Source organism: Micromonospora sp. NPDC049801 (assembly GCF_040656575.1).
Lineage (GTDB): Bacteria > Actinomycetota > Actinomycetes > Mycobacteriales > Micromonosporaceae > Micromonospora.
The window spans coordinates 28,324-44,738 of sequence record NZ_JBFAMS010000030.1; the positions used below are offsets into that span (position 1 = coordinate 28,324).

Annotated in this window: 6 protein-coding genes; all 6 read left to right on the plus strand. The window is 71.8% G+C overall.

The features are described 5' to 3' along the window. Positions 1-102: 102 nt before the first annotated feature. The 6 genes from AB0I89_RS32585 (at position 103) to AB0I89_RS32610 (ending at position 16,292) form a co-directional block, all read left to right on the plus strand. On the plus strand, positions 103-7,362 hold the full coding sequence (locus AB0I89_RS32585; protein WP_357134574.1) for an SDR family NAD(P)-dependent oxidoreductase: 7,260 nt from the start codon (positions 103-105) through the stop codon (positions 7,360-7,362). Positions 7,363-7,435: 73 nt separating this feature from the next. Then, positions 7,436-12,238 carry a beta-ketoacyl synthase N-terminal-like domain-containing protein gene (locus tag AB0I89_RS32590; RefSeq protein ID WP_357134576.1) on the plus strand — a complete coding sequence of 1,601 codons (4,803 nt, stop codon included), beginning with the start codon at positions 7,436-7,438 and terminating at the stop codon, positions 12,236-12,238. 38 nt (positions 12,239-12,276) lie between these two features. Beyond that, positions 12,277-12,588, plus strand: a complete 312-nt coding sequence (locus AB0I89_RS32595; protein ID WP_357134577.1) for an acyl carrier protein — start codon at positions 12,277-12,279, stop codon at positions 12,586-12,588. A 2-nt stretch (positions 12,589-12,590) separates the two neighbouring features. Further along, positions 12,591-13,427, plus strand: a complete 837-nt coding sequence (locus AB0I89_RS32600; protein WP_357134578.1) for an alpha/beta hydrolase — start codon at positions 12,591-12,593, stop codon at positions 13,425-13,427. A 26-nt stretch (positions 13,428-13,453) separates the two neighbouring features. Then, positions 13,454-14,416 (plus strand): sulfotransferase domain-containing protein, encoded by a 963-nt coding sequence (locus tag AB0I89_RS32605; RefSeq protein ID WP_357134580.1) that lies wholly within the window; start codon positions 13,454-13,456, stop codon positions 14,414-14,416. A gap of 55 nt (positions 14,417-14,471) precedes the next feature. Beyond that, positions 14,472-16,292, plus strand: coding sequence for a hypothetical protein (locus AB0I89_RS32610; protein WP_357134581.1), 1,821 nt, complete (start codon positions 14,472-14,474; stop codon positions 16,290-16,292). Positions 16,293-16,415: the final 123 nt, after the last annotated feature.

Here is a 16,415-nt window from a genome sequence, read left to right on the forward strand (position 1 = left end):
GGCGCCCAATGAAGTGGGAGTCCGATGAGTCCTGCACCGAACACGCGCGATCTCGTAATCGTGATCAGCGTCGGTAGCCCCCTCGAACCCAGTCCCGGGATCGTGACCGCCGCCCGCCACGGCGGCGGTCACGGCGTCCTGGACCTCGCCTCCGGCGACAGCTGGACACTCACCGCCCTGGCCCAGGCCGCCGCCGGGTCGAGCGGACCGATCGGCGTACGCGTACCGGCCGGCTGCACCGCCACGCCGGCCGACGTGGAGCGGGCGGGCCACGGCCGGGTCGATCTCCTGGTCCTACCGCCGGATACGCCCTGGCCACTGGCCGACGTGGTCGACAGGTACCGAGTGCTCGTCGAGGTGACCAGCCTCGACGACGCCCGGTACGCCGCCGCCGCCGGAGCGCACGGGCTCATCGCGCGCGGCATGGAGGGTGGCGGCACAGTCAGCGAGCTCAGCTCGTTCGTCCTGCTCCAGCAACTGGCCGCTGCCGACGACATCGACCTGCCGATCTGGGTCGCCGGCGGCATCGGCCCCCGCACCGCCGTCGCCTGTGTCATCGGCGGCGCGGCCGGCGTCGTCCTGGACAGCCAGCTCACCCTCATGCCGGAGTCGGAGCTCCCGGCGGACGCGCGGGGCGCGGTCCGTCGGCTGGACGGATCCGAGACGGTCCTGGTCGACGGAGTACGCGGGATCCGCCGGGGCGGTCCGCACGACAGCGCCTCACAACTGCTGCCGATCGGCCAGGACGGTTGGCTCGCCGCCGTCTTCGCCCGGCGCTGGCCCGACACCGCCGCCGCCGTACGCGGAATCCGTGCCCACCTTCTCGAAGCGCTCGCCGAATCGTCTGCCGGGGACGCCCTGGCGCCGGGCGCCGCTCTCGCCGACGCCCTCAACGTCCGGATACCGGTGGTACAGGGCCCGATGACCAGGGTCAGCGACGAGGCCCCGTTCGCGGCCGCGGTCGCCGCCGACGGCGCGCTGCCCTTCGTCGCGCTCGCGTTGGCCGGCGCGGAACAGTCCCGCCGGGTGCTCCGGGAGACCGCCGATCGACTGGGCGAGCGGCCCTGGGGCGTCGGGGTGCTCGGCTTCGCGCCCGACGAGCTGCGTGCGGCACAACTTGAGGCGATCCGGGAGATCAGACCCGCGTGCGCGATCATCGCGGGCGGCCGTCCGTCCCAGGCCACGGCGTTGGAGCAGGACGGGATCACCACCTTCCTGCACGTACCGTCACCGGGGTTGCTTCGGCAGTTCCTGCGGGCGGGCGCGCGCAAGTTCGTCTTCGAGGGCGCGGAGTGCGGCGGGCATGTGGGGCCACGGGCCAGCTTTCCCCTGTGGGAGGCGCAGCTGCTGGTGCTCGAGGAGTTCCTGGCGGAGACGCCGGACGACGCCGGGCGGCTGCAACTGCTGTTCGCGGGCGGCATCCACGACGCCCGGTCGGCGGCGATGGTCGCCGCGATGGCGGCCCCGCTGACCGGCCGGGGGGCGCAGATCGGGCTGCTGATGGGGACCGCCTACCTCTTCACCAGCGAAGCGGTGCAGGAGGGCGCCATCCAGCCCCTGTTCCACCGTACGGCCATCGCCGCCACCAGCACGTCGCTGCTGGAGACCGCCCCCGGACACGCGACCCGCTGCCTGCCCAGCCCGTTCGTGGACGACTTCCACAGCGTACGGGAGGAGCTGGAGTCGGCCGGGGTGGAGAACCGCCAGGTCTGGGAGCACCTGGAGCTGTTGAACGTCGGTCGGCTGCGGATCGCCAGCAAGGGCGTACGCCGGGAGAACGACGGCCTGGTGGAGGTCGACGAGGCGGTGCAGGCCGTCGAGGGGATGTTCATGGCCGGCCAGGTCGCGGTGCTGCGCCACGCACCGACCACGGTCGCGGAGCTGCACGCGCAGGTCACCACCGAGGCACAGGAGTTCCTCGCGGTACGGACCGCCGCGCTGCGCGCCGAACTCGTCCCGCCGACCGCGCCGGTGGACGAGCCGGTCGCGCCGCTGGACATCGCCATCGTCGGCATGTCCTGCGTGCTGCCCGGCTCCCCCGACCTGCACAGTTTCTGGCAGACCGTACTCAGCGGCACCGACGCGGTCACCGAGGTGCCTGCCGACCGGTGGGACGTCGACACGTACTACGCGCCCGAGGTGGAGCCGGGTCAGGCCGGTCGGATCAGCGTCTCCCGGTGGGGTGGGTTCATCGAGCCGGTCCCGTTCGACGCGATCCGGTACGGGATACCCCCGGCGGCGCTGAGCAGCATCGACCCGACCCAGTTGCTCGCGCTCGAGGTGGCGCATCGGGCGCTCGTCGACGCCGGATATCCGTACGACGCGGCCGGCGCGGACCACCGTTCGACCGGGGTGGTGTTCGGGGCCGAGGCCGGCAGCGACATGGGTCACGCCCAGACGCTGCGGACCATGCTCCCGGCCTACCTCGGGGACGTGCCGCCCGAGTTGGAGGACCAACTCCCCACGGTCACCGAGGACAGCTTCCCCGGCGTGTTGGCCAACGTCATCGCCGGCCGGATCGCCAACCGTCTCGACCTCGGCGGTCCCAACTACACCATCGACGCCGCCTGCGCCTCGTCGCTCGCCGCGATGGACGCCGCCTGCAAGGAACTCAGCGCCGGCAGCAGCGACCTGATGATCTGCGGCGGCGCCGACCTGCACAACGGCATCAACGACTACCTGATGTTCACCTCCGCGCACGCCCTCTCCCCCACCGGACGGTGCCGCACGTTCGACAGCACCGGCGACGGTATCGCCCTCGGCGAGGGGGTGGCGTGCGTCGTACTGAAGCGGTTGGCCGACGCCGAGCGCGACGGCGACCGGATCTACGCCGTGATCAAGGGCATCGGAAGCTCCAGCGACGGACGTGCGCTCGGGCTCACCGCCCCGAGGGCGAGCGGGCAGCGACGCGCCCTCGACCGGGCCTACCACCGCACCGGGGTCTCGCCCCGACAGGTCGGTCTGGTCGAGGCGCACGGCACCGGCACGGTGGTGGGCGACCGTACCGAATTGGAGACCCTGACCCGGTTCTTCGACGAGGCCGGCGCGGAGCCCGGTAGTTGCACGCTGGGCTCGGTGAAGTCGCAGATCGGGCACACCAAGTGCGCGGCCGGCCTGGCCGGCGTGATCAAGGCGAGCCTCGCGCTCTACACCGGAGTCAAGCCACCCACGATCCACCTGACCCGCCCCAACCCCGCGTGGAATCCGGCCCGCAGTCCCTTCGCGTTCTACACCGGCGTTCGCCCGTGGATCGCGCCGGCGGCCGAGCGGCTGGCCGGGGTGAGCGCGTTCGGGTTTGGCGGGACGAATTTCCACACCGTGCTCGGCGCGTATGCGAACAGCCCCGAGCCACGGCACACCCGGCAGTCCTGGCCGGCGGAGCTGTTCTGCTTCCGCGGCGCCGATCGGCCCGCGGCACAGCTGCGGGTACGCCGGCTGCAGGAGATGCTGTCGAACCGCGACGAGCTGGGCCGACCGTGGTCGTTGCGGGACCTGGCCGCGTCGCTGTCCGACGAGGCCGACCACCGGGCCGGCGCGGTCCAGATTGCCATCGTCGCCCGTAACCGGAACGAACTCGCCGAGCTGTTGGGCCGGGCCGTCGCCGGCGAGCACGACCCGGCACGCGGGCTGGTCCAACCGCCGAACGACCCGGAGCCGGGCAAGGTGGCCTTCCTCTTCCCCGGTCAGGGCAGCCAGCGGCCGGGTGCGCTCGCCGAACTGTTCGTCGCGTTCCCCGAGCTGCGGCACTACCTGCGCCTCGGCGCCGAGTGGGCGGACCTCCTCTTCCCGCCGTCGGCGTTCGACCCGGAGACGGCCCGCGAGCAGGAGGACCGGGTACGCGACACTCGGGTCGCCCAACCCGTCCTGGGCATCGGCGGCCTCGCGGTCGACCACCTGCTACGTCGGCTGGGCGTCCGGCCCGACCTGACCGGCGGACACAGCTACGGGGAGCTCGTCGCGCTCTGCGTAGCCGACGCGTTCGACCCCGAGACCCTGCTCGCGCTGAGCCGGCAACGGGCCGAGGCGATCCTGACCGCCACCGGCGACGACCCGGGCACCATGGCGGCGGTCACCGGCACCGCCGAGCAGGTGAGCCAGGTGCTCACCGCATCGGGGCTGGCTGGCGACATCGTGCTGGCCAACCGGAACACCCCGACGCAGGTCGTGATCTCCGGGCCGACTCCCGCGGTCGGGTCGGCGGTGGCGGCGCTGCGCGAGGGCGGGCTGTCGGCCCGTCAGCTCTCCGTCGCGTGCGCGTTCCACAGCCCGGTGGTGGCCGGCGGCACCACACGTTTCGCCGAGGCGCTGGCGTCCAGCACGGTACGGGAGCCGGCCATCCAGGTCTGGTCGAACCACACGGCAGCCCCGTACGACGGGGACGCCGACCGGGTACGTGACCGGCTCGCCGCGCAGATCGGCGCGCCCGTGCGGTTCGTCGAACAGATCGAGGCGATGTACGCCAGCGGCGCTCGGACCTTCGTGGAGGCCGGCCCCGGTCAGGTCCTCACCAAGCTGGTCCGGGCCATCCTCGGCGACCGGCCGCACCTCGCGGTCGCCACCGAGCCGCGTCCCGACGAGGGGCTGCGCGGCTTCCTCGTCACTGTCGCGCAACTGGCCTGTGCCGGCGTCCCGGTTCGGACCGGCTGGTTGTTCCAGGGCCGCGACACGGCGGACGTCGGGGCGGTCAAGACGGGCCAGCGTCCGTTCTGGACCGTGGACGGCCAGCTCGTACGAGATCAGTCCGGGAACAGCCTGCCCGGCGGAATGACGCCCCCACGACGGATCAAGGAGTTGTCGATGACCGCTTCGAACGGGACCGCCTTCAGTGGTCGGGACGGCCGCGACGAGTTGCTGAGCGAGTTCCTCCGCACCAGCCGGGACATGATCGCCTCGCAGCGGGACGTGATGCTCGCGTACTTCGGCGACGGCGCGGGTGGGCGACTCGTGTGGCAGCCCTCGCAGGCGTACCCGCCGGTGGTGCTGCCGGGTCACGGGACCGAGGTCGACGCGGTCGCGACGACGACGGCGGTGGTGGTGGCCGCTCCCCCGGCCGCACCGACGGGCGGGGTCGAGGTGGCCGCTGTGGCGGTCACCTCGTCCGGTCCTGATTTCCAGACCGCGATCCTCGACGTGATCAGCGAACGCACCGGCTACCCGGTGGACCTCATCGAACTCGACCTCGACCTCGAAGCCGACCTCAGCATCGACTCCATCAAACGCGCCGAAGTCGCCGGCGAGGTCGCCGCACGACTCGGCCTCGCCGTCGACGGCGACGAAGCCGAACTCGAAGACCTCGTCAAGGCCCGCACCGTACGCACCATGGTCGACTGGCTCAACCAGAAGATCCGGTCGACGACGGGTACGACCGTGATCCACGCGACCTCCGTACTCGGCCCGGCGAACGGGGTGGCGCACTCCACCACTGTCGTCACGACCGGCACTGCCGTGATGACCCGTCCCGACTTCCAGAGCGCGATCCTCGACGTGATCAGCGAACGCACCGGCTACCCGGTGGACCTGATCGAACTCGACCTGGACCTCGAAGCCGACCTCAGCATCGACTCCATCAAACGCGCCGAAGTCGCCGGCGAGGTCGCCGCACGACTCGGCCTCGCCGTCGACGGCGACGAAGCCGAACTCGAAGACCTCGTCAAGGCCCGCACCGTACGCACCATGGTCGACTGGCTCAACCAGAAGACGCAGGAGGTGACCGCCCCGGCGCCGTCGCCGAGTAACGGCGCGCTGGCCCTCACCGCACCGACACCGATGGTGGCACCACCCGCCGGAGCGCCCTCGGCCCTGGCCACCATGAGCCCGGCCATCGCACCCGCGCCGGTCCCCACCGTGTCGGTCACCGCCAGCGGTCCGGCCGGGATCACACCGAAGCGGCTGCTGCCCCTGGCGACGGTGGTCGCGGGACCTTCCGGCGCGGACACCGGCGCCCCACCGGCCGGGCAGCCGGCCGACGTGCTCGCCGGAACGCGTTTCCTCATCACCGGCGCCAGCCCGGCGCTGCCGTACCTCGCCGAACTGCTCCAGAAGCAGGGCGCGGCCGGGCAGACGGGTGTGCTGGACGAGAGGCAGGCCGACCAGCTCGCCGGCTTCGACGGGCTGATCCTGCTGGACGGTCTGGACGGCGCCGGAGCACCCCTGCTGCCCGACGTCTTCCCGTTCCTCAAGCAGGCGCTCGCCGCCGGTCCCCGCTGGCTGCTCGCGGCAGGACCGGTCGGCGGCACCGAACGTAGCGACGGCCTGGCCGGCCTGTTCCGTACCATTTCCAGGGAGTACCCACAGGTGGCGGCCAGGTACGTCCAGGTGGACGGTGCCGCCGAACCGCAGCAGATCGCCCGACACCTGATCGACGAGCTGCTGGTCCCCGGGGAGACCCCGGCCGTCGTGCGGCGCGAGACCGAGCGGACAACTGTCTCCCTCACCCCGGTGGCGCTGGGCGCGGTGGCGACCAGCGGTGCCGGGCCGGCCGGTGACGGCGCCTCCGAGGCCGCCGCGATCGGCCTCGACCGGGATTCGGTGGTGGTGCTGGTCGGCGGGGCTCGCGGGATCACGCCCTGGTTCGCCCGCGCGGTGGCCATGGCGAGCCGCTGCCGGATCGAGCTGGTCGGCCGCACACCGCTGCCGACCGGGCCGGAGGATCCGGACCTGGTGTCGGCCCGGGACAAGGCGTCGTTGCGTGCCGCGCTCGCCGGCCGGGGTCTGCGGTCACCGGCGCAGATCGAACACACCGCGCAGGCGATCCTGGCCGCCCGCGAGGTCGGGACGACCCTCGCCGAACTGCGGGAACTGGGCAGCGAGGTGCGCTACCACGCCCTCGACGTACGGGACGCGTCGGCGATCCGCCGCCTGCTGCTGGACGTCGAGCGTACGCACGGTCGGGTCGACGGCGTGGTCTACGCGGCCGGCGTGATCGAGGACAAGCTGATCGCGCAGAAGGACCCACAGTCGTTCGCCCGGGTGTTCGGCACCAAGGTCGACGGTGCCCGTTCGGTACTGGGCGGCCTGGACGAGCTGAACTCGCCGCCTCGGTTCGTGGTGCTGTTCGGCAGCATCGCCGCGGCATACGGCAATCGAGGTCAGAGCGACTACGCCGCGGCGAACGACGCGGTCGACGCGATCGGCGCCCGCTGGGCGGCCAGCACCGGCAACCGCTGTCTGACCGTGCACTGGGGGCCGTGGGCACCTGGCGCCGGGCATGGCGGGATGGTCAGCGACGAGCTGAGTCGGGAGTACGCGCGCCGCGGCATCGATCTGATCGACCCCGAAGCGGGTGCCTTCAGCCTGCTGAGCGAGTTGGCGTGGGGCGACCCGAAGATCAATTCCGTGGTCTACACCGCCTCCGGCTGGTGATCGTCCAGCGGATGCGGCGGCACCCGCGCCGCACACCCGGTACGCCCGTCGACGGTGGAGCGAGAGGCCGAAAATGAACACGAGTACCGATCGGAGCGACCCGATCGCGATCGTCGGGATGGCGGCGGTGATGCCCGGCGCCGGCAACCTGGAGAGCTACTGGCGCAATCTCGTCGACGGGGTGGACGCGATCACCGACGTGCCGGCGAACCGGTGGGACGAGGAGTTCTACGACCCGGAGCAGGCCCACCGGCCGGACCGGATGTACTGCCGGCGCGGCGGATTCGTCGACGAGTTCGCGACCTTCGAGCCGCTGCGGTTCGGCATCATGCCCGCCTCGGTCGCGGACATCGAACCGGACCAGCTCATCGCCCTGAACGTGGCCGCCGCCGCGATCGACGATGCCGGCGGCGCGGACCGACTGCCCGGCGGCGACCGGGTCGGAGTGATCCTCGGGCGGGGCGGCATCCTCAGTCCGGCTCAGGCCCGCTACGCCCAACGGGTGCGGATGTCGAGCCAGGTCATCCAGGTGCTGCGGGAGCTGATTCCGGAGCTGGACCAGAGCCGGCTCGACCTGGTGCGCGAGAAGTTCGACGAGCGGCTCGGCCCGTACCAGCCGGAGGGGACGATCGGACTGGTGCCGAACCTGGCCGCGTCCCGGGTGGCCAACCGGCTCAACCTACGCGGTCCGGCGTACACCCTGGACGCGGCCTGCGCCTCGTCGCTGATCGCGGTCGACCAGGCGATCACCGAGCTGCGCAGCGGACGGTTGGACGCCGTCCTGGCCGGTGGAGTGCACCACGTGCACGACATCAGCTTCTGGTCGGTGTTCAACCAGTTGCGGGCGCTGTCCAGGCGCGGTGAGAGCCGGCCCTTCCACCGGGAGTCCGACGGCCTGCTGATCGGCGAGGGCACGGGTGTGGTCGTACTCAAGCGGTGGTCCGACGCTGTCCGGGACGGCGACCGGGTGTACTCCGTCATCCGGGGCAGCGGGATGTCCAGCGACGGCCGCTCGGCGAGCATGTTCAACCCGGCCTCCTCCGGACAGGTGCTGGCCATCCGGCGGGCCTGGGAGGCGGCGGGGCTGGACCCGACCGCGCCGGACGCGCTGGGGTTGCTGGAGGCGCACGGCACCGGCACACCCACCGGCGACGCGGCCGAACTGGTCTCGGTCGCCGAGGTCTTCGGACCGCATTCGGGCGACGGGCCACGCCCGGTGATCGGATCGGTCAAGTCGATGATCGGGCACACCATGCCGGCCGCCGGCATCGCCGGCCTGATCAAGGCGACGCTCGCGGTGTACCGGGGAGTCCTGCCGCCCACGCTGCACTGCGACGATCCACGCTCGGAGATGGCCGCGACCCGGTTCGCCCCGATCCCCACCGCCCGCCCGTGGGAGAGCGACGGGCCGCGTCGGGCCGGGGTGAACGCCTTCGGCTTCGGCGGCATCAACGCACACGTCATCATCGAGCAGGCGCCCGAACCCGCCGGTGTACGGCAGCGGCCGACCGCCGGGCAGCCGTTGGCGGTGGGTGGAGCGAGTGTCGGACGAGACACCGCGCCGACCACGGGCAGCTCGACGGTTGCGGTGACCGAACCGGACCAGGTGCTCTGGCTCGCCGCGCCGGACCCCGCCCAGTTGGCCGGCCTGCTGGCCCGCAGCGACCACGAGGTGCGGGCCTTCGGCGTCGAACGGGCCCGGAGCAACCGGCCCGCCAACGGGGCCGAGGCGTGCCGACTCGGCATCGTCAGCCCGACCGACAAGCTGCTGGCCGTCGCCCGCAAGACGGTCGCCCGCGGTCAGGCCTGGCGGGGCGGACGGGACATCTGGTTCAGCCCGTCACCGCTGCTGGCCGCCGGCACCGGACGCCTCGCCTTCGTCTTCCCCGGCCTGGAGGCGGAGTTCGCGCCCCGTACCGCGGACATCGCCGCGCACCTCGGACTGCCGGACCGGCAGTGGTCCGCCTCGGACCTGGGCCGGCACGGCGCCGGGCTGATCGAGGTCGGCAAACTCCTCGACAGGGCGCTGCGCCACCTCGGCGTGCTACCGGACGCGGTCGCCGGACACAGCATCGGCGAGTGGACTGCGGCGGCGACCAGCGGGCAGATCAGCACGGCGGCGATGGACGACTTTCTGGAACTGTTCCACGCCGACTCGGTCGAGGTCTCCGGATACGTGTTCGCCGCCGTGGGAGCTGGCGCGGACCGGGTCACCCCGATGCTGGGTGACTTTCCGGGGGTGGTGCTCTCGCACGACAACGCCCCGGGGCAGTCGGTGGTGAACGGCCCCGAACCCCAGGTGGACCGGCTGGTCGAGGCCCTGCGTACGGAGAACGTGCTGTGTCAGAAGTTGCCGTTCCGGTCGGCCTTCCACACTCCCGTGTTCGTCGACGGCCTGCAGTCGATCGGCGCGGCGCTGCGGCGGTGGGAGGTACACCCGACCCGGATACCGGTCTGGTCGGCGACCCTGGCGGCACCGTTCCCCGCTGACGAGGCGCAGGTCAACGCCCTGTTCGTCAGACACATGATGGAGCCGGTCTGGTTCCGTCAGACCGTCGCGGCGATGTACGACGCCGGGGTACGGGTCTTCCTCCAGGTCGGTGCGGGACAGCTCGCCTCGCTGATCAGCGACAACCTGCGCGGGCGTGAGCATCTCGCGATGCCGGTGAACGTGAAGCACCGCAGCGGGCTGGACCAGCTCCGCCGGGTCGCCACCGCGATCTGGGTGGAGGGCGGCAGCCCGAACCTGACCGCGCTCGATCCGCCGTTGGCGAAGGCAGCCGCGAAACCGGTACGCCGTGGCCCGTCGATTCCGCTGGATCTCGGTGGACCACTGGTCCGGCTCGGGGCGGGCGCCGCCGGTCTGCTCGGCGTGTCAGCGGGCGGCACTGCGCCGAACCACCTGGCCGCGGGTCCGCCAAAGCACGGTTCGGCCGTTCCGGTCGGCGCCTCGCCGGCAGTCGGAGCGGGGCGGCAGCCCGAGCCGGCGGGTAACGGCACCAACCCGGCGGCGGCGCTTGCCGCCCTGCACAGGTTGACCGGACGGTCCAGCGCGGCCGCGGAACTCGCCGCGCTGTTGCAGGACACGGCTCGGGACGCGGTCAACGTTCTGGACGCGGCCGCCCGACCGGCTCCGCCGGTACCGCCGCGCCCGGTTGTCGGACAACCCCCGGTCGCCCCGCCTGCCGGACCCTCCCGAACCGCCGCGCCCGGAGGCCGTGGCAACGGCGTCGCGGGCAACGGGGTCGGTTCGGCCAACGGGGTCGACACCGGCAAGGCGGTCAGCGCCAGCGCCAGCAACGGCGACCCGGGTCCGGTTCGGCGGATCACGTTGCGGGTCTCCGTCGAGAACATGCCGTACCTGAAAGACCACTGCTTCTTCGTCCAGCCACCGGACTGGCCGAAGATGGAGGACCGGTGGCCGGTGGTGCCGGCCACCACCCTGGTGCAGCACATGGTCGACGCGGCGGAGCAGGCCATGCCGGGCATGCGGGCGGTGGCCGTACGCGACGCCCGGTTCAACCGTTGGCTGATAGCCGAGCCGGGTCAGGACGTCGAGATCGCGGTGAAGCCGACCGGTGACGGCCTGGTCTCGGTCACCTTCGGCCCGTACGCCCGGTCGACCGTGGAACTCGCCGCGGACTATCCGGCCGACCCGCCCGAGGTGTGGCGGCACGATCCCGCGACCGAACGGCCGCCACGGATCAGCGCCGAGGAGATGTACGCCGAGCGGCTGATGTTCCACGGCCCCCAGTTCCAGGGCATCACCGCCGTACACGCCCTCGGCGACATGCACGTACGGGGGGTGGTCCGCGCACCCGTGCCGCCGGGCGCCCTGCTGGACAACGCGCTGCAGCTGATCGGCAACTGGCTCATCACCACACAGCCGTTCCGTACTGTCGCGTTGCCCGTGGGCCTCGGCCACATCCGCTACTTCGGCCCCCCGCCGGCACCCGGTACGGACTTCGAGTGTGTCGCCCGGGTGCGCTCGATCGACGACGCACAACTCGTCGCGGACACCCAACTGGTGGTCGACGGCCGGGTGTGGGCACAGATCGAGGGCGCGGTGGACCGGCGCTTCGACAGCCATCCGCAGGCCCGGCCGGCGGAACGGTTCCCCGAGCGGCATCCGATGTCGCTGATCCAACCCGAGGGCTGGACGATGGCCTTCGACTGCTGGACCGACCTGGTCACCCAGGGCATGGCCGCCCGCGGCATCCTGGGCTCGGCCGCGTACCAGGACTACGAGCGGCAGCCCGCCAGATCCCGCAAACAGTGGCTGTTGGGCCGGATCGCGGTGAAGGACGCCGTCCGGTTCCGGTTGTGGGAGGACGGGCACCGCGACATCTACCCCATCGAACTGACGGTCGGCAACGATCCGGACGGGCGACCCCGGGTGCACGGACGTCCGGGCCGTGACCTGCGTGAGTGCGATGTCTCGCTGGCGCACTGCGCGGAGATCGGCGTCGCGATCGCGAAACCCCGCGGGCCGGCGTCGCCGTCCGACGCGCCCGGCGTCGGCATCGACGTCGCCGAGATCACCGACCATCCGGAGAGCACCCTGCGCTTCGCCCTGACCGACGGGGAGACCGCCCTGTTGGACTCGCTCGGCGGCGACGCCGAGGACCGGCGGCAGTGGTTCACCCGGTTCTGGGCCGCCAAGGAGGCCGTCGGCAAGGCGGAGGGGACCGGACTCGACGGCCGCCCGCGCCGGTTCGTGGTGACCGGCGCCACGGACACGGTGCTGACGGTCCACGTCGACGACCGGAGCTACCCGGTCCAGTACCGCGAGGTCAGAAATCCCGAAGACCTACCACCTCGACGGTACGTGGTCGCCTGGACCTGGGGCCCGCGGACCGGGACCGATCAGCCGTGACCGGCATCCACTCCCGACCATCCGAAGGAGCACCTCCCATGGCCGCCACGCACGCCGACATCCTCGCCGAGCTCACCGGGATCATCCACGCGGTCCTCGGCGACTTCGCCGCCGACGAACCCATCACCGTGGACACCACCTTCCGCGACGACCTCGGCATGGAGAGCATCGACGTCGTCTCCCTCGCCGGCCGGCTGCAGGCCCGGTACGGCAACACCGTCAACTTCGCGCACTTCGTCGCCAAACTCGATCTGGAGACCGTGGGCGAGCTGCGGGTCGGGCAGCTGGTTGAGCACATCGCACGCTCCCTCGACGCGAGCCCCACCGTCGTCGAGGCGGTCCACTCGTGACGATGATCCGGGCCAACGGGATCGACGTGCACGTCGAACACCTCGAACCACCGGCCGGTGAGCCGGACGAGGTCGGCGCTGACCGGGGTGCGGGGCCGACCCTCGTGATGATCCACGGAATGGCCTCCGACAGCCTCGCGAGCTGGTACTTCACCCTGGCCAAGCCCTTCGCCGACGCCGGGCTGCGGGTGGTGATGTACGACCTGCGGGGGCACGGCCACAGCGAGCGCCCGCCCACCGGCTACACCCTCGACGACTTCGTCGACGACCTGTCGGCGATGCTGACCGCACTTGACGTCACCGCTCCGGTGCACCTGCTCGGCAACTCGTTCGGCGGCACCATCGCGTTCGCCTACGCGGCCCGGCACCCCGACCGGGTCGCCTCCGTCGCGGCGGTCGAATCCTCGCCGCCGACCCCGGCGTGGATGGCCCGGGTCGCGCGCCGGCTGGACCGGGCCGCCGACCTTCTGCCCCGACCGGAGGCGCTGGCGCAGATCGTCGCCGGCCGGGGGGCCCGGGTGGCCCGCCGGGCCCGGGATACCGGCGAGCTGCTCATGGCGACCACGCTGGCCCGGGACCTACCGGCGAGTGCCCTGCCCAGTGCCGCGCAGATCAGCGCGATCGACGTACCGGTGCTCTGCCTCTACGGCGCGAACTCCGCGGTCGTCGAGCTGGCACCGGCGGTGGTCCGGCTGCTGCCGCAGACGCGGACCGTGGTCCTACCCGGCGAGAAACACACAGTCCTGGTCGACCGGCCGGAGGCGGTCCGCCGGCTCGTCCTGGCGTGGCTCCGCGAGGAGTGCTCCGTCGAGGTGGCCGAGGTGGCCACCGCCCCGTGACAACCCAACGTGCAGGAGGTCCTCGGATGGACACCCCGGTCACCGGCAGGTCGATCATCATCAGTAACGGCCGGTGCGGCTCGACGCTGCTCTCGGACCTGATCGCGGAGCAGCCCGAGACTCTCTCGGCGCAGGAGTTCTTCATGTCGGTCGCACCCTGGGCACGCAGTTCCGAGGTGCTGACCGGGGCCGCGTACTGGGCGGTGCTGAGCAGCCCCAAGGCGGAACTCGCCACTCTCTTCCGGATCGGGTTGCCGCCGAAGGAGGTGCGGTATCCCGCGACCGGGAGGTGGGCCGACCGGATGACCGAGTTGCCGCGGATCCTCGCCATCACCCTGTCGAAGCTGACCCCCGACCCGGACCGCCTCTTCGACCAGCTCGCCGAGCGGGTGCCGGACTTCCCGACGCAGTCGGTCGGCGACCACCACCGGATGTTCCTCGACCTGCTGGCCGTGATGACCGGCAAGCGGCGCTGGGTCGAGCGTTCCGGCGGGTCCAGCCACGTCGCTCCGTACCTTCTGCGGGCATTTCCCGAGGCGAAGGTGGTGTATCTGACCCGCGACCGGGAGGCGACCGCCCGCTCGATGAGCCAGCACTCGTCGTTCCAGCTGATTCAGCTGCGGGTGGAGTTCCTCGGCCGGTGCGGGCTGGATCCGTTCCGGATCGAGCCCGGCCAGTCGGTGCCCGAGGACCTGGAGCGTTACCTGCCGGACCGGCTCAGCGCCGACCTGCTCCGGGATCGGGGCCAGGACCTGCGCCGCTACCTCGGTCTGAGCGCGTTCCTGACCAGCCAGGCCGAGCAGGCGCTCACCGACCTGCCGCCGCGCCACCTGCACCGGATGAGCTACGAGGACCTGGTCGCCGACCCGATCGGGCAGCTCGGCCTGCTGGCCCGGTTCCTGGAGTTCGAGGACTGGGAGGACTGGGCACGGCGGGTCGCCCCACGGGTGGTCAGCCCCGCCCGGTCCCGCGAGGTCGCCGCGGCCTGACCCGCGATCGTGCCCCACCGACCCGCAGGACTCCGTCGAACGAGAGGAACCATTCGTGAAACCACTCCGGATGTCGGGCCGGCGACCGCTCGCCGCGGCCGCCGTACTGGGACTGTTGTACGTCCTCGCGGCGCCGGCGTCAGCCGCCGCCACCCCGATCGGGGCGGATGCGCCGGGTACGGCCGGACATCAGCCAAAATACGAGCGGAAGCTGATCGGGAAGGGCACCCCGGACGAGTGCTTCGCCGGTATCGGTGTGGCCTATCCACCCGGTCCGCCATGCGCCACCGGCCAGCCGAAGGTGAACCAGTCCTACCTGTGGGGCATGACCCAGACCGCGCAGAGCCTGTGGTTCGGGACCGGAGCGAACGTCAACTGCATGACCAGCGGGCGCAACCTGCGCAACACGACACCGAACCTGAACGACGACTGGGTGTGCGAGTACGGCGAGAGCCAGATCGCGAAACGTAACCCGACTCTGCCTCCCACCCTGGGCGACCATCGCCCGCCCCGCCTGTACACGTACGACAAACGTTCGGGGCGATTGACGGAGAAGACCGAGGCGGTGAAGGCCGCCTCCACCACCGACGCCAACCGGCTGAGCACGACCGCCGGAATCCGGGCCGCCGGCACCCATCAGGGGGTGGCGTTCCTGGGCGGGCCCGCCCTGGGCGAGAGCATCAACCTGTTCGCCTTCGACACCGACACCGGCGCCTTCCTCGGCTCGATCAACCTGCCGGCGTACGGCAACATCCGCCACTTCGTGGTGGCCGACGGCGCGCTCTACGCGGGTGTCGGGGTGGGCGCGAACGGCGGCAACCGGGGGCACGTGCTGCGCTGGACCGGCTCCAAGAGCAATCCGTTCAGCTTCGTCGAGGTCGCGAACCTACCGGCCCAGGCGGCGGATCTCACCGTGCACGAGGGGCGGATCTTCGTGACGACCTGGACGGGTTCCGGTGACGACGCCCTGGCAGCGGCCGTGCCCGGCACGACCGACGAGCCGCTGTCCGGGGTCGCCGGGGTGTGGATGAGCCCGAAGCTGTCGCAGGGGGAACGCGGCCTCACGCCGGCCGACGCCGACAACTGGACCCAGGTCTGGTCGGTCGACGGGTACGAGCCCGACCCGGTCGTGGCCCGCACCTACGCCCTGGGTGGGCTCGCCTCCTTCAACGGCTACCTGTACTGGGGCACGATGCACGTGCCGATGAAGGCGACCACGGTGCACATCGCGACCTACCCACCGGCGGACGAGGCCGCGCTGCGGTCCACGGTCCGCAGCACGCAGCGGGCGATCAGCATCTTCCGAGGTAAGAGCTTCGGCGACCGTCACCAGCGGGTGGACCTGCTGTACGGCGCATCCCAGTTGCCCGCCTACGACCCGGCGGGCAACGGCGGAGCGGGCCTCTGGGCCGCCGCCTCGACCGGATACACCCCGTTGTACGGCCCGTCGGGCATGGGCAACCCCTACAACAACTACACCTGGAAGATGGCGGTGGCGGGCGGGAAACTGTACGTGGGCACCATGGACTGGAGCTACATCTCCAAGGACCTGGGCCAGGACACCGCCCGGCTGTTGGGTGTCACCGGCCCCGCCGCGGCCGAGTTCGGCAAGGCCTCGGTACTGGCCGACGACCCCCCGCCGGCCCCGGTCTACGGCGGCGACCTGTTCGTCTTCGACTCGACCAGCAGGCCGGCCACGGTGGTGGACAACAGTGGGCTCGGCAACTACCTGAACTACGGGATCCGCAACATGATCGCCGACGGGTCGACCCTCTACCTGGGCATGGCCAATCCGATGAACCTGCGTACGGACCCGGACGACGATGTTCCCGAGGGCGGCTGGGAACTGATCCGACTCAGCGTGCAGCACTGTTAGGGCCTGTTTCATGAGGGCGGTCGAGCCGAGGCGGAGTCCGGGCGGCGATCCGGCAGGGCGCGGTGGGGGGCGGGGGACGGGGGGGGTTACGGGCGCCACCGCCCCGCCCCCCGGCGGCGGGCG